This is a genomic window from Brucella sp. IR073 (assembly GCF_049065735.1).
Lineage (GTDB): Bacteria > Pseudomonadota > Alphaproteobacteria > Rhizobiales > Rhizobiaceae > Paramesorhizobium.
The window spans coordinates 412670-429649 of record NZ_JBAKHD010000001.1; the positions used below are offsets into that span (position 1 = coordinate 412670).

Here is a 16980-nt window from a genome sequence, read left to right on the forward strand (position 1 = left end):
TTTCAATACCCTGCTTCTTTCTGGTGTCGGAATGCAAGCACATACACCGCATCGTCGGCCGGTTCGTGGCGATAGAGCGCGACATAGCCGGAATCGCCGAATGCTATCACCAGTTCGCGCAACTCCGGCAGATCGGGAAACGGCCGGCCTATGTCCGGTGTCTTTTCCAAAAGCAGAAACTGCCGCTCGATAGCTTGTCCAGCCCGTCTGGCTGCTTCGGGGGACTTCGCAGCCAGGAACCGGCGGCAGCGCTCCAAGCCTTCGACAGCGCCTTCCGTGACGATTATTTGTGGCACTCAGGCCTCTGCTGCTCGTCATCGGTGCCCCAGCCGTTCAGCCATGTGCGGACTTCCTCACCGGTCAAATGCCGCCCGGTTTCCTGATAGGCCGCCCAGGAGGCCAAGGCTTCCTGCTTGAAGCTCTCTCGCGCTTCTTCGCGGTCCACATATTGCTGGATTGCTTCCAGCATGATCCAATGCGCGGAACGCCGGCGCTGGCTGGCAAGCTGCTGGACGCGGCTCTTCAGGTCATCGCCAATCTTGAGGGAGGTTGCCATATCGAGCCTTTATTGCTTGGTAATACCTTTCGATAATATAGCTTTCCCCAATATTGCTGTCCACTCTCACACCGCCATCTTCCGCGTCTGCGCCCGGGTCGACAGCGTGTCGCGCACGCCGTCGAAATGCATGAGCTTGCCCACCGGGCCCACGGCGGCGACGGTGGGCCTGGTGTCGAGGAACAGTCGGCCGGCAAGGTCGGTCAGGCGCTCGGCGGTGATGTGCGAGAGCCGGTCCAGCAATTCGTCATTGGTGACCGGGCGGCCATAGAGCAGGATCTGCCGGGCGATCTGCCCGGCGCGGCTGGCCACGCTCTCCTGCGACATCAGGAGGCTCGCGCGGTACTGGGCCCGGGCGCGGTTCACCTCTTCCTCGCTGATGTTCTGCGAAGCCTCATGCAGCTCGTTGAGGATGACGGGCACTAGTTCTGTGAGATCGTCGCGCCCCGTGGCCGCGTGGATACCGAAGAGGCCGGTATCGGAAAAGCCCCAGTGAAAGGCATAGACGGAATAGCACAGGCCGCGCTTCTCCCGCACTTCCTGGAACAGCCGCGAGGACATGCCGCCGCCCAGCGCCATGGCAAGGATCTGCGAGGCGTAGAAATCGCGCACATGATAGGCCCGGCCCTCGAAGCCGATGAGCACCTGCGCATCCATGAGATCGCGATGCTCGCGGAAATCGCCGCCGACATAATGCGCCAGATCGGGCAGAGGCCCGGTGGAATGCGGGCGGAAGCCGCCGAGGCGCGTTTCCACCTCGCGAACGAAATCGTCGTGATTGATCGCGCCAGCCGCCGTCACCACCATGCGGTCGGCGCTGTATTGCTGTTCCATATAGGTGCGTAGGTCGGCGGAGGTGAAGGCCTCCACCGTTTCCGGCTCGCCCAGGATGGCGCGGCCCACCGGCTGGTGGCGGAAGGCGGTTTCGGTGAAGCGGTCGAAGACGATATCGTCGGGCGTATCATGCGCCGCGCCGATCTCCTGCATGATGACATGCTTCTCGCGTTCGAGCTCGTCCGCGTCGAATTTGGAGGAGGTCAGTATATCGGAGAGGATGTCGATCGCCAGCGGCACGTCGTTGCGCAATACGCGGGCATAGTAGGAGGTAGTCTCGACGCTGGTGGCGGCGTTGATCTCGCCGCCGACATTCTCGATGTCGGTCGCGATCTGCCAGGCGGTGCGGTTTTCGGTGCCCTTGAAGGCCATGTGCTCGAGGAGATGGGCGATGCCGTGCTGGTCGTTCGCCTCGTTGCGGGAACCGGCCTTGACCCAGATTCCGAGCGCCACACTCTCGACGTTCGGCATCGCCTCGGTGGCGATGGTCAGTCCGTTTGGAAGACGGCTTACTTCAACACCCATGCTCGCTAGACTCCCTCCCGCGCCAGAACCCTGGAATTGCGGCTGACATGATCTTCCACGATTTTTAGATCGTTGGGAAGCACTGTATAATTCTCTTTTCTCGTCATGAGATCCCCGAGCCAGGCCGGAAGTTGCGGCGTCACGCCGCTGGCCTCCGCCACGGCCTGCGGAAATTTGGCCGGATGCGCGGTCGCCAGCACCACCATCGGCGCGTCACCGGCATGGTCTCGCCCGACCTTGACGCCGATCGCCGAATGCGGATCGAGCAGGTAGGAGGAGGCCTTCAGCACGGAGCGGATCGTCGCGGCGGTATCGGTCATGGTCGAGCGGCCCGCGCCGAACTCCGCGCGAATGCGGTCGAGCGCCGGCTCGCCAATGGTGAAGCCGCCGGACTGCTTGAGCCCGTCCATCAGCCGGCGCACTGCCGCCGCGTCGCGCCCATGCGCCTCGTAGAGCAGCCGCTCGAAATTGGAGGAAACCTGGATATCCATCGAGGGCGAGGTGGTCTGGATGACGCCGCGCGTCTCATAGGCGCCCGTGGCAAGCGTGCGGTAGAGAATGTCGTTGTCATTGGTCGCCGCGATCAGACGGGCGATGGGCAGGCCCATACGCTTGGCGACGTAACCGGCGAAGATGTCGCCGAAATTGCCCGTCGGCACGGTGAAGGAAACCGGGCGGTCCGGCGCGCCAAGCGACAGCGCGGCGGTGAAATAATACACCACCTGCGGCATGATGCGCGCCCAGTTGATCGAGTTGACCCCCGACAACGACAGCGCATCGCGGAATTTGAGGTCGTTGAACATACCCTTCACCAGCGCCTGGCAATCGTCGAAATTGCCTTCGATGGAGAGCGCATGGACATTCGCGGCGGTGGAACTCGTCATCTGCCGCTGCTGCACCGGCGAGACGCGGCCATGGGGGAAGAGAATGAAGATATCCGTGCGGTCGCGGCCCGCGAAGGCTTCGATGGCCGCGCCGCCCGTATCGCCCGAGGTGGCGCCGACGATGGTCGCCCGCTCGCCCCGCTCGGCAAGCGCATGATCCATCAGCCGCGCCAGCAATTGCATCGCCACATCCTTGAAGGCGAGCGTCGGCCCGTGGAACAGTTCAAGCACGAACTCATTCGCGCCGGTCTGCACAAGCGGGCACACCGCGTGATGGCGGAAGGTGGCGTAAGCCTCGCGGATCATCCGCTCGAAATCGGCTTGCGGAATCTCGCCCCCTGTGAAGGGCGAAAGCACGGCGATGGCGATGTCGGCGTAAGATTTGCCGCGCAGCGAACGGATTTCGTCAGGCGAGAGGGTAGGGAAGGCTTCGGGCAAATAGAGCCCGCCATCACGCGCGAGCCCCGCCAGCAGCGCATCGGAAAATCCCAAAACCGGCGCTTCGCCGCGGGTACTCACATATTTCATGTCATCCTGGCCCTTACAGCATCATCCCGAAATGTTGGGGACATTTGAATATGATCATGCTGTTAAAAAATCCTGCAGATCGGTCGCGCAGAGTTGAAGACGGCTTGCCCTCTCCGGCAAAAAGCAGGAAAACACCGTCGCGCGGCCCCATTTGGCGGTGGTCCATGGCGTGGTATAGAACAGGTTCATCAGTGCAGGGAAGTCCGGTCATGAATAAAGCATCATACAATCGTTCCGCGTTTCATCAAGTTTTCGCGATGGCGCTGGTTCTGGCGGCGGCCGGATGCACGACCAAGGGTGGATCGGAAACGCCCAGCGAGCCGAAGATATCAGAGGCCGAACTGCGCGCCTGGTGCCCCGGCGTGGTGCTGCGCGAAGGCACCGCCTTCTTCAATACTTACGAAAAGGGCGGCGAGCAGGACAAGTCCCGCATCGTCTATCAGGCCTCCATCGCCGATGTGACACGCGCCTGCCAGTACGGACCCGGCACGATCACCATGGACGTGGCCGCCGCCGGCAAGATCGTCCCCGGCCCGCGCTTCAAGGCCGGCACCATCACCATGCCCATCCGCGTCGCCGTGATGCAGGGAGACGCGGTGCTTTATTCGAAGCTGCATAAATATCAGGTCAGCGTCACCGATCCCTCGACCGCAACCCAGTTCATCTTCAACGATAAGGGCATCACCTTCCCGGCCCCCGCGCAAAGGGATGTGCAGGTTTTCATCGGTTACGATGAGGGGCCTGCCAAGGCGAACTAATCGGTTGACGTAATCACCTGCACAGCATTTTGCCGTTGTTGTCATGGATAGGAAGAGGATGGATTCCTGTGCTTGTCACAGGAATCCATCCTCACCATGGAGAGCAGCCGCAGCAATAAAAGAACGGCATTCCCCATCTAAACAGCACCATTCACCTTTGAATATCGAATTTAATCACGAAAATCCATGATTTTAAGCGTGGTTGCCTCTCTATGGCCACATTCTTTAATTCTTATGGTATAAGAATACTTTCATACCAAAGTATATTTCAAATATATCCGAAGAGATTTTATTAAAATTCTAATGATTATCAGATTTTATCGCCCATGAATGTTGGGCTGCAAAGTTTTCTTTCCATGGTAGGCAGTAAATTCAGTGACTGATCGTTTGCGCCCCATTTTCCGGACTTCGCCCATTTTCCTCGTGGTGCTGCTGGCGGCATTGCTGGGAGGGGTCTTCGGCCATGTGCTGGGCACTCGCCTGCGCTTATCCCATGATCAGGCGGAGCTTACGAGCTATTCGAACCAGTTGCTGACCCACGCCATGGCCGTCATCAACGAGGCCAATGGCGCAATCAACGTCGCCAATACGTCTCCCTATCCCTTTTGCTCGCAAACCGAGCTTCAGCTGCTGCGCAACATGCTTTTCGAGACGCGCAATGCCAAGGATATCGGGCGCGTCAGGGATGGCGCCGTCGTCTGCTCCACCATATTGGGCACGCCCAACAGAAGGGTCGGGATGCCCCGCCAAGCGCCCGTTGTGCTGCCTGACGGGTCGCATTTTTATGCCGACGCACCCTTGACCGTCTCGAGCGGCCGGGCGCCTATTCTCGCCAAGGGCGGTACCGATGTCGTCATCGACCCCAGGGCCTTCGATACTTTCAAGCAGCCACCTTACCATTTCGCGGTTTTTTACGGCAATCTCGAGACGCGCAGCTTCGGCCAGATGTTCGGCGACGAGGATGGAACCGGCCCGCAATCGACGGGGCCTGCGACCTGGATAGCGAAGGGCGATGTCCTTCGCCGCGACAGCTGTGACCCATCGGGCCTGTGCATCGCCGTCTGGGCCGAAATCAGTGCGCTCGACAGCACCAGCTATGTCAACGCCATCACCATGCTCGGCGCCGCGCTGGGCGCGCTTGCCGGGCTTGGCTGGGTCGATTTCCGCCGCCGCGACCAATCGCTGATGGCCCGGCTCAACCGGGCTCTCTCGCGGGAGGAACTGACCCTCGTCTACCAGCCGGTGGTCGACGTCACCGATGGCAGGATTGTCGCCGCCGAGGCGCTGATCCGGTGGCAGAGCAATGGCGATTTCGTGCCGCCCGATGTCTTCGTCGCCATCGCCGAGCAAAAAGGCGTGGGCGGGCGCATCACCCGCTACGTGGTTGACCATGTCATCAAGGAAATGGGCGAGACGCTGCGCCTGCACCGCGATTTCCGCATCACCATCAATGTGACAGCCTCGGACCTGAACGATCCGAAATTCCTGGTGGCGATCGAAGAGGGGCTGCATTATGCCGATATCGAGCCGCAGCAGATCGGCATTGAGTTGACCGAGCGCTCCGCCGCCGATTCCCATGCAGCCATCGAGGGCATCGCCCGCCTGCGCGCACGCGGTCATTCGGTCTATATCGACGATTTCGGTACTGGCTATTCGAGCCTTTCCTATCTGGGTGAGCTCAATGTCGACGCGCTGAAGATGGACCGCGCCTTCACCCGCACCGTCGGCACAGACGCGGTGACGGTCTCGATCGTGCCGCAGATCATCGACATGGCGGTCAAGCACAAGCTCGATATCGTCGCCGAAGGCGTCGAGACTGAAGCGCAGGCCGATTATTTCCGCAATCTGCCCGTCCAGGTGATGGGGCAGGGCTGGTATTTCGGCCGGCCCGTTCCGGCCTTTAAGCTGATCCGGCGGCTGGAACAGCAGGACGGAATCATCGCGCTGAGAAGACGGCGCAAGAAAAATAAACCGGGGGTAAAAGTCGGCTGATCAGTTTTGTGCTTAGTATTTAAACGAAATTTGATTAAAAAATGAGCGCGGGTGTGAGGAGAATATCAACCGGTTCGAATATAGGATGCTGCCCATGAAACCACGATATGAATGCATTCTCGAACCGACCGACACCTGGGCCATTTTCGACACGGTCACCGGTGTTCCCGTCATTATAGGCACCAAGCTGATGATCGGCCTTTCTCTTGAAGAGGCGGAGGAGACGCTCGCCATGCTCAACGAGCCGCCGAAGAGCCGGAAAAAGTCGGCGGCATAGCCTGAGTTTCGTTTTAAACGGAAGCGTCAAGAAGGGGTATGCCCACTGAATCTATCAAAACATGAACTGCTTTAAATGGGAGTCAGGCGCGCCCTTAGAGCAAGTCGTGTTTTAACGGAATCGCGAGGCAACCCCCTCTGCCCTGCCGCCGTTGCTTCTGTCTAAATAAATTGCCCTAAATCGCCTCCGACCACTCCGCCATAGCGGCGATCACCGCCGGTAAATCCCGGTGCCGGTTGATGACAGTCTCCGCGCCGGCTTCCGTCAGGCGATCGGCATGTCCGGGATAGGTGTGTGCGCCGCCGGTGAAGCCGATGACGCGCATGCCTGCCGCCCGTGCGCCATGGATGCCATGCACCGAATCTTCGATCACGATGACATTCTTCGGGTCGGCGCCGAATTTCTCCGCCGCGTAAAGAAACACGTCCGGTGCCGGCTTGCCCTTCTTGGTGCCCACCTCGCCGGCGGCGAAGATGTCGGGCGCGAAGAGGTCGTATAGCCCGACCCGCTTCAGCATCAGCTCCAGCCGTCTGGTCGACGAGTTCGAGCATATGCATTTGGGCAGCTTCAGCGCCGATGCCGCCTTGGCGATGCCCTCGATCGCTTCCACCTCGTTCGCCAGCCGCTCATCCAGGATCCGGTCGGATTTCTCGATGAGCGAGGCGGAAATGGGAATTCCGGCTTCCCGCTCCACCAGCATCAATATGCTCGGCCAGGTCAAGCCCGAAAACCGCTCGGCGATCTCGTCCGGCTCGATGGCATAGCCCGCATCGGTCAGAAGCTCGGATTCGACCCGTGCCGCAATGATCTCCGAATCGACCAGAACGCCGTCGCAGTCGAAAATGATGAGCTCTGGTGCGGCCATGTTGCGGGTATCCTGTTCAATGGCGGGGAGGGTTTTAAGACGGGCCTCGGGCTACACCTTAATTGGCCGGGCGTCAAAGTTTTATGGCAGGGGAGGGCGGCGCTTAACGCCATATTTACCCTGTCCGGTAACCATAAGGGCAATTCAGTAACGCGTCCGGTGCGGTGAAAATCGTACCCCAGTAGCCGAGTATCTTGATGTCCTTAGTCCGTAAAGTGAATGAGCTGCCTCATGCAGCACCGCAGTCTTCCTGGCTTGACACGATCCTCAAGGGCGATTGCGTCGCGGCGCTGGAGCGGCTTCCCGACCATTCCGTCGATGTGATCTTCGCCGATCCCCCCTACAACCTCCAACTCGATGGCGATCTGCATCGCCCCGACCAGTCCAAGGTCGATGCCGTTGACGATCATTGGGACCAGTTCGAGAGCTTTCAGGCCTATGATGCCTTCACCCGCGCCTGGCTGCTCGCCTGCCGCCGTGTGCTGAAGCCGAACGGCACCATCTGGGTCATCGGCTCCTATCACAACATCTTCCGCGTCGGCACCTCGCTGCAGGATCTGGGCTTCTGGGTTTTGAACGACATCGTCTGGCGCAAGACCAATCCAATGCCGAATTTCCGCGGACGCCGCTTCCAGAATGCGCATGAGACGCTGATCTGGGCCTCCCGCGACCAGAAGACCAAGGGCTACACCTTCAATTATGAAGCGCTGAAGGCGGCCAATGATGATCTCCAGATGCGCTCCGACTGGCTGTTCCCGATCTGCACCGGCAATGAACGGCTGAAGGACGAGAATGGCGACAAGATCCACCCGACCCAGAAGCCGGAAGCGCTGCTGGCCCGTGTGCTGATGGCGTCGTCAAAGCCGGGCGATGTGGTGCTCGACCCGTTCTTCGGCTCCGGCACGACCGGCGCGGTGGCCAAGCGCCTCGGCCGCCATTTCGTCGGCGTCGAGCGCGAGCAGGCCTATATCGATGCCGCCCTGGCGCGCATCGAGGCGGTCGAGCCGCTGGGAAAGGCCGAGCTGACGGTGATGACCGGCAAGCGCGCCGAGCCGCGCGTCGCCTTCGTCAGTGTGGTGGAGGCGGGGCTCCTGCGCCCCGGCACGGTGCTGACCGACGCCCGCCGCCGCCACGCCGCCATCGTCCGCGCCGATGGTACGCTCGCCGCCAATGGCGAGGCCGGCTCGATCCACCGCATGGGTGCGAAGGTGCAGGGGCTCGACGCCTGCAATGGCTGGACCTTCTGGCATTTCGAGAATGGCGGCACGCTCATGCCCATCGACCAACTACGCGGACAAATCCGCCAGCGCATGGCATCTGCGGGCGCATAAAAAGCTGGCGGCTCGCGAAAAGTTGAAGGACTTTCGCATGAGACCGGGCCGCTAAAAACAAAGTCTGGACACTATTCGGAGTCACACTCTCTCATCAATCGGACGACCTCCAGTCAAAGTCTGATCAGGAAGCGCTCGGGGTTCACGCCTCGGGCGCTTCGTGTTTAAGCATGGTCCCGAAAAGTTGCAGACTTTTCGGTCAAGATCATGCGGCAAAACAAGGCTAGATCTCGATGCCGAGTTGCTGCAGGTCCGTCTTCAATTGCCCGGATCCAACGAACTGCACTGCCTGCCATCCGGCGGCGCGGGCGCCTTCCACATTGGCGAGGGTGTCGTCGATGAACAGCGTCGCCGCCGGCTCGAGATCGAACGCCTTGGCATGATGCTCGTAGATCGCCACATCGGGTTTGATGAGGCCGATGTCGCCGGACACAGTCACGCCACGGCTGATCGTCAGGAAAGGAAAGCGGGCCTGCGCCTCGCGCAGCGTATCCGAGGCGAAATTGGTCAGCATCGTCACATCGCGGCCATCGGCAACGAGCTTTTCGAGGATCGCGACGCTGTCTTCATAGGCATGCGGCACCATCTTGTGCCAGTTCTTGCGGAAGGCGCGGATATGCTCGGCCCGATCGGGATGCATCCTGATCAGCAGCGCCTCGGCCTCCGCCCATGTTCGGCCCCGGTCCTGTTCCAGGTTCCATTCGTGGGTGCAGACATTTTCCAGAAACCAGAGCCGTTCGGCTTCGTCGGGGATGATCTCGGCAAAGCCCAGATGCGGGTCGTAATGGATCAACACCTTGCCGATGTCGAAGACGATGTGTTTGACGGGCTGGTTCATGCGGTATGGCTCTTCTCGGATGGGGTATTTGGCGTCGATGGAATCGGTGAAGCATTATCTTATCCGAAAAATGGTGTAAAAAAGCGGCTCCGGCGGGTTTCGCCGGAGCCGCTTTTTAGCTGTTTCCACGGCCTCGTTGGCCCGTCAATTGGCCGTGTTCATTGAACCGTAATTTGCACTGAATTTGAAGGCGGGCCTTGCATGTCCCCAACGCCTTGCGTCGCGGTCAAGATGTGCATGCCTTGCGAGGGCGGTTCCGAAGAAGCACAGGACCAGGGGGCAGGTCGAGCATCCCCTTCCGCTGTGGTCGCAGCCCGAGCGGTGCAAAGCGGTTTACCGTCGAGCATCACCCGCACTTCAGACCCCGTATATCCTGTGCCTGCGACATAAAGGAGATCACCGTAAGGTATCACCGATTGGGTTGCCGGTTGGAGGATTGTGGCGAGATAAGGAGGTTGAACATAGGTCGGTTGACCCTTTGTCTCAATAAACTGAATATAGGGATATTGTGCCTTGGTTTTACTGTAACCAATTGCGCAAGGCCCGGCAGTCAATTCACTCTTCTCTGAGGATGTTCCATTCTGGGCACAGCTCGGTGCAGCATTGTTGTCATATGTCGCGCCAAGAATGACATCCAGCCCAGCCCAATCCGCCACAAAGTAAAGTTCTGACCCCTCACCACCAAGTGCGTCGCCCTCTTTCCCGCCGCCGAGCATGTTGAATTCGGCTGAAGTCCATCCATTGGATATATCGAATCCCGGCACACTGGACGTAATCGCCCATAACGTATCTGTTTGTTGCACGACGATGCCGTCGAGCGGCTGTCCGTTTGCGGATCGGCCGCCAAACCCATATAATTTTATCTTCAAGAGATCGTATGCGCCGGTGTCGTTTGTCAGTAATCTGATGGTCGGGGTGTTATAAAAGCAGGTGCCGTTGCCGGTATCGCTCCAACCGGCGGGGCAGAAGCCCGCCGCCCAATATTGCATATACATCTGCGTACCATAAGCTGGCCCCTCGAGGAGGAATTGGAGCGAGATCGAGCATGGAGCGCTGTTGCATGTGGTATTTATCGTATTGGTAGTAAGTTGATAGGAGAATGCACCGTCCACTTTCGTCTGACCGTCGCTGGAAAGGCTGTAAAAGCCTATAGGCACTCCCGGAGAATATGGAAAATGGCCGACCGCTTGCTTGATGGACGCCGGAGCCTCCAGCGTCCAGTCGCTTTGGCCGCCCACCTGCTTGGAACCTGCTTTGTTTAAATTGTCCGTCTTCGGCGCGGACTTCACTGCTGGGAAACAGCCGTAATCCCTCCAGACCGTGTCAGGATACTGTGCGGAAAAACACCCCGGTTCAGTCGGGGAATTAAGTGCCATTTGCCACGCCCAGTCGTCCAGCGTCGTGTCTGATCCTGCAACAGTAATATTGACGGTATTTGAAGGCTTTCCCGGCCATCTTAACACGCCCTGCACCGCGTTCAGGGTATGTTTCCCTTCGGGAAGCGCTCCCACGGTACAGGACCATTGCCCCTCCTCGTCTCCCCACATGCCAACCTTGACATTATCGCAAGCCCGGGCGACCTTCCCGCCGATATAGTCTCCATCCACATAGACGACGATCAGGGCGCCTGGTTCCCCGGTACCCGAAATAGTATCCCCGGGCGAGAGCGTCGACAAATCCGCGGGTTGCGTGATGACAGGAGCAGTGGGCGTCCCCTTCCTTTCTATATATTGTATATAGCGGTAGTTCGTCAGGGGTTGCTTGCGCGAGTTTCTGCAGGCGCCCAGCTGTAATTCATTTGTGCCTTCTACCGGCGGAACAGTATTAAGGCACCGTGCCTTGGCGGTCTGAAAATTGTCATACGCCGCTCCGAGAAGAACTTGTAAGCCGACCCAGTCATTTAAAAAGGTAAGGTTTGACGAACCGTCGACGCCCACGGCGTTGTATCCGAAGGATGTCCATCCCTTCGAAACGTCGAACCACGGCACGTTCGACGTCACAGCGTAAAGCGTACTGTCTTCTACTTGTAATACAACGCCATCGAGGCCGGACCGGCCGCCAAAGGCATACATTTTCGTTTCGAAGAGACTGGCGACCTGTGGCCACTCCACAATCGTTTGCAGGGATATTCTAGGGCTGTCAAAGGAACATTCGTCGCCGTTTTGGGTCCAGCCGGCCGGACAATAATTCTTTACGCGGTATTTGATATATAATTGGGGAATCGTTCCGTCTTCAAAATCATCCACAGTTTCCAGGACGAATTGTAACGAGATTTGACAGGGAGTCCCATTGCATGTGTAATCCATGTAATTGGTTGTCAACCGGTTGCTGAAATCTTCATCGTCGTCACCGCTTGCGAAGCCCTCACTTATGCCTGGATAAAACGGAAAATAGCCGATGGCTTGCGTGATCGGGGTGGGCGTCTGCAACATCCATCCACGTGGAAACCCCCCCGACGCCGAAACTTTTTGCTCTGCCTTTTTCTCTTGCGCAGCGGTCTTGCTGCCGGAATCGCAGGAGATACTGGTCCAGTTAAGGGAGGGGTAATCGGCTGTAAAACAGCCCTGCGTAGTCGGGCTGTTCAGTGACATTTGCCACGCCCAGTCATCGAAAACAGGGTCCGATGCCTTGTTTGCGCTGACGGCTGGCCCGCTTAATGCCTGGGGTTTGGGAACAGGCCTTTGCTCCGTGGCATGAGCTTGAACGCTTGCCGTCGCGATCAAGCTGCTCAACAGCATGATTTTCCATTTCGGTTGCATGATAAATTCCTCAAAAATAATATGTTTTCCGTCAAACATTCGATCATGAATTGTATCACACTAATTATTGCAATCTTAAGGGGATAATGTCAAGATTTAACAAATGCTTGCGGCAAGGCTGCTGCTATGGCCTTCTTCATGACGGTGGGAAGGGCTTCGCCCGGCAATTCATGGCGGGGCGACCACCAGCCGCCCTCCGGAGCGGTTTCGGGGACATTGTCCGCGCGGTAAACCGCCAGCCGCAATTCGAAATGCGTAAAAACGTGGGTAATATTGCCCGCTGCAAGCCAGCGTGCGGCGAAGGGCGCGGCGTTGGCGGAGGTGTCGCCATCGACCCGCGCCGTCCAATCGGAGCAGGGGATTTCCGCCATGCCGCCTAGTAGGCCAGAAGCGGCGCGTTTACGCAGATACACAGCTCCGCCGGGCGAGACCGCAACAAAGGCCGCGCCCAGGCGCACCGGTCTCTCCTTCTTCGACGCCTTGACCGGAAAGAGTTCCGGGTCGCTCGTGCGAAGCGCCTTGCAATCGCCGTTAACGGGGCAGAGCGCGCAGGCCGGGCGTTTGGGCGTGCAGGTCGTGGCGCCCAGATCCATCATGGCTTGTGCGAAATCGCCGGGACGATCCTCCGGCGTCATGGACTGCATAGCCGCGCGGATTTCAGGCTTCGCGGCGGGCAGAGGCGTCGATATGGCAAAAAGGCGGGTGACGACGCGCTCGACATTGCCGTCCACAACAGCCGCGGGGCGGTTGAAGGCAATCGCTGCGATGGCCGCCGCCGTATAATCGCCAATGCCCGGCAGGGCCTTCAATTCCTCGACGGACGAAGGAAATTCGCCGTCCATCCGATTTGCAACGATTTCTGCGCATTTCTTGAGGTTGCGCGCCCGTGAATAATAGCCGAGGCCCGCCCAGGCCCGCATCACATCGTCGTCGCTCGCCGCCGCCAGCGCTTCGACCGTCGGCCAGCGCGTCACAAAGGCCTGGAAGTACCGCTTCACCGCCTCGACCGTCGTCTGTTGCAGCATGATTTCGGAAAGCCACACGCGATAGGGAGAGGGGACCTCGCCCTCCAAGCGCTCCCTCGGCGTCACGCGCCACGGCAACAGGCGATGATGTCGATCATACCATCGGAGTATCTGCCGGGCGTTGCGGTTCATCTGTTGCCTTTTGATTTGGATGGATCGGCAATGTCATAATATTAGAGCAATTCCAACAGCCGAATGCGGGCATCCTGTTGACTTTCGCGCCCGCGCGTTCCACCGCTGGAAGGAACGAACCCAGTCATAAGGCGACTCCTTGCCCATACCTGTCTACGTTATCAATCTCGACCGTTCGACTGAACGGCTGCAGGCGGTCCAGGACAGCGCGGCGCGGTTTGGAATATTGATCCGCCGGGTTCCTGCCGTGGATGGCAGCGCCTTGCCGCAATCCGCCCTTGGCGATCTGGATGCAGCGGGGTTCCGGCGCCGTCACGGCAAGCACGTGATGCCCGCGGAGATCGGCTGCTATTTCAGCCATCTCAATGTGCTCGAGGAGATTGCGCGGGGCGAGGCTCCCTACGCGGTCATCATCGAGGACGATATTGAATTCACAGCGGATTTTCTGCCTTTCCTGGAAGCGCTCACGCGTCTGTCCGGTTGGGATGCCGTCAAGCTCGTCAATCACCGCACGTCGCTCTTCCGCCGTTTTTGGCGGGTGGATTCGCATTATTCGATCGGCCGTTGCGGTCACGGTCCGCTTGGAAGCTCTGCCGCTTATGTGGTAACCCGTCGGGGTGCGAAAAAGATTCTTACTGCGTTGAAGCCTATGCGCCTTCCCTATGATGTGGCGCTGGAACGAGGATGGAGCGGTAATTATGCGATTTTCACCACGAACCGGCCGCTGGTGGCATTCTCCAGTCAGGCGGCTTCCACCATTGCCGGCCGCTCGGCCTATGCCAAAGCGAAGCTGCCTCCCTGGAAGCGGATCGGAACATTGATGTTCAGGACAAGCGACTATCTGCGCCGTTTGTGTTTTGCCTATGCTCCCAATCCATTGACGGACGGTCACGAATGAGCCGCCTGCGAAAAACCTTCCTGGTCCGGCGGCGCATCGATTCCTGGGTGCTGGGCGCCGGCGCGGCGGCGATGCCGGTGCGCATCGGCCTCGGGCCTGTCATCCTTTTCATCTTCTCCTGTATCGGGATATACTTGGCCTGCGGGAGACACCGGGCTGCGCGTCTTTTCGCGGGTAGATTTTATATTTGCGTGATCCTCTATGCCATGTGGTCGCTGGGATTGATCCTGGCCCGCGGCGAACCGATCATGGAGAACCGGCAGGTCGGTTATACCCTGCTTTTCGCGGTATTTGCCTTTGCCGCGCCGGGCATGGTGCTCGTCCGGGATCCATTGAAAGCCTTCGTCCTGGGATCGCGTATCGGGACGTTTCTAGCCTTCGTCGCGGCCCTGACGCTCAGCCTTTTCGAGAACGACCGGATCGGAGTCGGCGGCAACGCTGCGGTCTTCGCTTTTGTCGCCGCCGTTGCCGCAATCGGCGCAACGATCCCGGTGGCTAATCCGCCGCGTTTTCTGCCGAACGGCCCTTTATGGATCATTCTGGGGACAGGCGCCGTGCTTACTTCCCAGACGCGGGCGGTGCTGGTCGTCATACCGGTGTTCGCGTTGATCGAGATGGTGATCCATCTTCATAAAGCCCCACTGAAAACCAAAGTGATTTCCTATGTCCTTGTAGGCTTGGCGATGTATGGCGTCGCATCGATCGATCACATAAACAAGATAGAGAGCCGCTTCACTCGAATGGTCGAATACCATAAGCCGGACGATGCAGGCCGCGGTGAAGCCAAAAATCCGGTTGATGCAGGCGAGCAGGGCGCCAAGCCGCCCGCCAAAATCCGTATTGAGACGTCGGCTGCGACCCGCTTGGCCCTGTGGCACGGAGCGAAACAGGTTATAAGCGAGCATCCGTTTATTGGTGTGGGGCCGACCGCGAAAATGGCGGAAGTTCGCGCCAGGGCGGGAGAGAACGTGCCCGTGCTGACGAAATTCCGCCACGTCCACAACACGGTACTCGACGAGTTGCTCAATGACGGCGTGATCGGCCTGATCCTGCTTTCTGCCTGCGCCTGGTTCGGCCTGTCGCACCTTTTTCGCCATTCGGATAGTCCGGCAATGACGCGCTGCCTTATCTACTTCATACTTGTGTGCACGAGTTACGGCATGCTGCACAATCCTCTTCTGCATGAGGTGACGATTGCGTCGATCTTCTTCTTTTTCGGCGCGCTCAATGCCGCCGCCTCGCGCCGGATCTTGGCGGAGCGGCGCCGTTTGGCGCCTGCTTCAGCCGCAATCGAAAGGTAGGGATTGACCAAGGGCGAGGGCTATACCGGCTTCAGGCCGCTGGCGGACATGGCGTCGGGCGTCATCGACCCGGTGCTGCAGAAGCGCGCAGGCATCAACCTCGCGCTGGTGCAGTCCTGGGAGGACATCATCGGCCCCGCGCTCGGGCCCCAATCCCGCCCGCTCAAGATCCTCTGGCCGCGCCGCGCCCATGAGGACGACCCGTTTCAGCCCGCCACGCTGGTGATTGCCTGCGAAGGTTTCGCCGCCATCCGCATCCAGCATGAGACGGGCGAAATCATCAGCCGCGTCAATGCTTTCCTGGGCTTCGCCGCCATCGGGCGCATCAAGATCGAGCAGAAGCCCGTGACGTCTGGCAAGCCGGTTCGCCGCCGCCCGCCCGTCATCGACGCCGCCGCCGAAAAGCGCATCGAGGCGGTGACGAAGGATATCGAGGACGAAGGCCTGCGCGCTGCGCTTGCCCGGCTTGGCCGCAGCGTGGTTGCCGAGAAGATTAAAAAACGGTAATCTGACGAAAATCCAAAGACTTCGCGTCCGCGCTCGCATAGAAAAGAGCCAGATTGGACGAACCATATGGGTGATTCGAATGGCTGCCAAGTTGAACCGTAGAGACATTCTTTCCCTTGCGGCCATTTCTGCCGCCGGCCTGACGCTCGCCGCCTGCAGCGACTCCTCTGACGCGGCTTCGACGCCGTCGAAGGAGACCACGGGCGCCACGACCGCTGACGCGCCTGAGCCTCAGGGCACGGTGGACACCGCAAAGCTTTACCAGCCGGGCAAGCTCAAGGACGAGGTGCTGGGCAAGGCCGATGCTCCGGTCACAATCGTCGAATATGCCTCGATGACCTGCCCGCACTGCGCCGAATTCGCGGTCAACACGCTGCCGGAAATCCAGAAGAAATATATCGACACCGGCAAGGTGCGGCTGATCCTGCGCGAGTTCCCGTTCGACCCGCGCGCCGCCGCCGCCTTCATGCTGGCCCGCTGCGCGCCTGATGGCCGCTATTACCCGATGGTCGAGGTGTTGTTCAAGCAGCAGATGCAATGGGCCGCTGCGCAGGACGCCGAGGCGCCGCTGCTGCAAATCGCCAAGCTCGCCGGTTTTACACAGGAGTCCTTCAAGGCTTGCTTGACGAACCAGCAGCTTCTCGATGATCTGAACGCAACGCGCGAGCGCGGCGAAAAGGACTTCGGCGTCACCGCGACCCCGACCTTTTTCATTAATGGGAAGAAATACGTTGGAGCGCTGTCGGTTCAGCAGATGTCGGCAATCATCGACGGCCTTCTCTAAGTTACCTTTCTGGAGAAGGCGTGGGCGCTTGACCGTTCACCCCCCTCTGTCCTGCCGGACATCTCCCCCTCAAGGGGGGAGATTGGCCTTCATCGGTGTTCGGCGCCAATCACAGACGATTCAGAATAGAGAAACGGCGGCTCGTGCCAGCCAATCTCCCCCCTTGAGGGGGAGATGCCCGGCAGG

17 protein-coding genes are annotated in these 16980 nt (G+C 59.4%); 8 read left to right on the forward strand and 9 right to left on the reverse strand.

Annotation, left to right across the window (positions count from 1 at the left end):
- Positions 1-2 precede the first annotated feature (2 nt).
- From ACOWVG_RS02080 to ACOWVG_RS02100, 5 genes are all read right to left on the reverse strand, one after another.
- Entirely contained in the window at positions 3-257 is a 255-nt protein-coding gene (locus tag ACOWVG_RS02080) for a type II toxin-antitoxin system RelE/ParE family toxin (RefSeq protein WP_420960155.1), read from the reverse strand.
- Positions 258-283: 26 nt separating this feature from the next.
- On the reverse strand, positions 284-556 hold the full coding sequence (locus tag ACOWVG_RS02085) for a CopG family ribbon-helix-helix protein (protein ID WP_420959808.1): 273 nt from the start codon (positions 554-556) through the stop codon (positions 284-286).
- Positions 557-622: 66 nt separating this feature from the next.
- Positions 623-1915, reverse strand: a complete 1293-nt coding sequence (locus ACOWVG_RS02090) for a M16 family metallopeptidase (protein ID WP_420959810.1) — start codon at positions 1913-1915, stop codon at positions 623-625.
- Between the two features lie 5 nt (positions 1916-1920).
- Complete coding sequence (thrC, locus tag ACOWVG_RS02095) at positions 1921-3327, reverse strand: threonine synthase (RefSeq protein ID WP_420959812.1); 1407 nt, start codon at positions 3325-3327, stop codon at positions 1921-1923.
- Between the two features lie 13 nt (positions 3328-3340).
- Entirely contained in the window at positions 3341-3538 is a 198-nt protein-coding gene (locus ACOWVG_RS02100; protein WP_420959813.1) for a hypothetical protein, read from the reverse strand.
- On the opposite strand from ACOWVG_RS02100, the gene ACOWVG_RS02105 reads away from it, so the two are divergent.
- The 3 genes from ACOWVG_RS02105 to ACOWVG_RS02115 all read left to right on the forward strand — a co-directional run bounded on the left by ACOWVG_RS02105 (position 3537) and on the right by ACOWVG_RS02115 (position 6354).
- Positions 3537-4085, forward strand: coding sequence for a hypothetical protein (locus tag ACOWVG_RS02105; RefSeq protein ID WP_420959814.1), 549 nt, complete (start codon positions 3537-3539; stop codon positions 4083-4085). The two genes, ACOWVG_RS02100 and ACOWVG_RS02105, sit on opposite strands and share 2 nt — an antisense overlap.
- Before the next feature lie 375 nt (positions 4086-4460).
- Positions 4461-6077, forward strand: a complete 1617-nt coding sequence (locus ACOWVG_RS02110; RefSeq protein ID WP_420959815.1) for an EAL domain-containing protein — start codon at positions 4461-4463, stop codon at positions 6075-6077.
- A gap of 94 nt (positions 6078-6171) precedes the next feature.
- Positions 6172-6354 carry a hypothetical protein gene (locus ACOWVG_RS02115; protein WP_420959817.1) on the forward strand — a complete coding sequence of 61 codons (183 nt, stop codon included), beginning with the start codon at positions 6172-6174 and terminating at the stop codon, positions 6352-6354.
- A 175-nt stretch (positions 6355-6529) separates the two neighbouring features.
- Here the strand turns inward: ACOWVG_RS02115 and ACOWVG_RS02120 are convergent, their stop codons facing one another.
- Positions 6530-7219: an HAD family hydrolase gene (locus ACOWVG_RS02120; RefSeq protein WP_420959818.1), complete on the reverse strand. Its 690-nt coding sequence runs from the start codon at positions 7217-7219 to the stop codon at positions 6530-6532.
- A 197-nt stretch (positions 7220-7416) separates the two neighbouring features.
- Between ACOWVG_RS02120 and ACOWVG_RS02125 the strand changes: the two genes are divergently transcribed.
- Positions 7417-8550, forward strand: coding sequence for a site-specific DNA-methyltransferase (locus ACOWVG_RS02125; RefSeq protein WP_420959819.1), 1134 nt, complete (start codon positions 7417-7419; stop codon positions 8548-8550).
- Positions 8551-8773: 223 nt separating this feature from the next.
- Here ACOWVG_RS02125 and ACOWVG_RS02130 read toward each other — a convergent pair whose 3' ends face one another.
- The 3 genes from ACOWVG_RS02130 to mutY form a co-directional block, all read right to left on the reverse strand.
- Positions 8774-9388: an HAD family hydrolase gene (locus tag ACOWVG_RS02130; RefSeq protein ID WP_420959820.1), complete on the reverse strand. Its 615-nt coding sequence runs from the start codon at positions 9386-9388 to the stop codon at positions 8774-8776.
- Positions 9389-9546: 158 nt separating this feature from the next.
- On the reverse strand, positions 9547-12186 hold the full coding sequence (locus tag ACOWVG_RS02135) for a hypothetical protein (RefSeq protein ID WP_420959821.1): 2640 nt from the start codon (positions 12184-12186) through the stop codon (positions 9547-9549).
- 50 nt (positions 12187-12236) lie between these two features.
- Complete coding sequence (gene mutY / locus ACOWVG_RS02140; protein WP_420959822.1) at positions 12237-13304, reverse strand: A/G-specific adenine glycosylase; 1068 nt, start codon at positions 13302-13304, stop codon at positions 12237-12239.
- A 139-nt stretch (positions 13305-13443) separates the two neighbouring features.
- On the opposite strand from mutY, the gene ACOWVG_RS02145 reads away from it, so the two are divergent.
- The 4 genes from ACOWVG_RS02145 to ACOWVG_RS02160 all read left to right on the forward strand — a co-directional run bounded on the left by ACOWVG_RS02145 (position 13444) and on the right by ACOWVG_RS02160 (position 16794).
- Positions 13444-14202, forward strand: a complete 759-nt coding sequence (locus ACOWVG_RS02145) for a glycosyltransferase family 25 protein (RefSeq protein WP_420959825.1) — start codon at positions 13444-13446, stop codon at positions 14200-14202.
- Positions 14199-15503 (forward strand): O-antigen ligase family protein, encoded by a 1305-nt coding sequence (locus ACOWVG_RS02150; RefSeq protein ID WP_420959827.1) that lies wholly within the window; start codon positions 14199-14201, stop codon positions 15501-15503. The genes ACOWVG_RS02145 and ACOWVG_RS02150 overlap by 4 nt, the downstream gene beginning before the upstream one ends.
- A gap of 48 nt (positions 15504-15551) precedes the next feature.
- Complete coding sequence (locus ACOWVG_RS02155) at positions 15552-16010, forward strand: DUF721 domain-containing protein (protein WP_420960156.1); 459 nt, start codon at positions 15552-15554, stop codon at positions 16008-16010.
- Positions 16011-16089: 79 nt separating this feature from the next.
- Positions 16090-16794: a DsbA family protein gene (locus ACOWVG_RS02160; RefSeq protein ID WP_420959829.1), complete on the forward strand. Its 705-nt coding sequence runs from the start codon at positions 16090-16092 to the stop codon at positions 16792-16794.
- Positions 16795-16980 lie beyond the last annotated feature (186 nt).

Bases quoted from the DNA above. Each gene is read 5' to 3' on its own strand.
- ACOWVG_RS02085 (WP_420959808.1), bottom strand. From the start codon at position 556: ATGGCAACCTCCCTCAAGATTGGCGATGACCTGAAGAGCCGCGTCCAG.
- ACOWVG_RS02090 (WP_420959810.1), bottom strand. From the start codon at position 1,915: ATGGGTGTTGAAGTAAGCCGTCTTCCAAACGGACTGACCATCGCCACC.
- thrC (WP_420959812.1), bottom strand. From the start codon at position 3,327: ATGAAATATGTGAGTACCCGCGGCGAAGCGCCGGTTTTGGGATTTTCC.
- ACOWVG_RS02105 (WP_420959814.1), top strand. From the start codon at position 3,537: ATGAATAAAGCATCATACAATCGTTCCGCGTTTCATCAAGTTTTCGCG.
- ACOWVG_RS02100 (WP_420959813.1), bottom strand. From the start codon at position 3,538: ATGACCGGACTTCCCTGCACTGATGAACCTGTTCTATACCACGCCATG.
- ACOWVG_RS02115 (WP_420959817.1), top strand. From the start codon at position 6,172: ATGAAACCACGATATGAATGCATTCTCGAACCGACCGACACCTGGGCC.
- ACOWVG_RS02120 (WP_420959818.1), bottom strand. From the start codon at position 7,219: ATGGCCGCACCAGAGCTCATCATTTTCGACTGCGACGGCGTTCTGGTC.
- ACOWVG_RS02125 (WP_420959819.1), top strand. From the start codon at position 7,417: ATGTCCTTAGTCCGTAAAGTGAATGAGCTGCCTCATGCAGCACCGCAG.
- ACOWVG_RS02130 (WP_420959820.1), bottom strand. From the start codon at position 9,388: ATGAACCAGCCCGTCAAACACATCGTCTTCGACATCGGCAAGGTGTTG.
- ACOWVG_RS02135 (WP_420959821.1), bottom strand. From the start codon at position 12,186: ATGTTTGACGGAAAACATATTATTTTTGAGGAATTTATCATGCAACCG.
- mutY (WP_420959822.1), bottom strand. From the start codon at position 13,304: ATGAACCGCAACGCCCGGCAGATACTCCGATGGTATGATCGACATCAT.
- ACOWVG_RS02150 (WP_420959827.1), top strand. From the start codon at position 14,199: ATGAGCCGCCTGCGAAAAACCTTCCTGGTCCGGCGGCGCATCGATTCC.
- ACOWVG_RS02155 (WP_420960156.1), top strand. From the start codon at position 15,552: ATGGCGTCGGGCGTCATCGACCCGGTGCTGCAGAAGCGCGCAGGCATC.
- ACOWVG_RS02160 (WP_420959829.1), top strand. From the start codon at position 16,090: ATGGCTGCCAAGTTGAACCGTAGAGACATTCTTTCCCTTGCGGCCATT.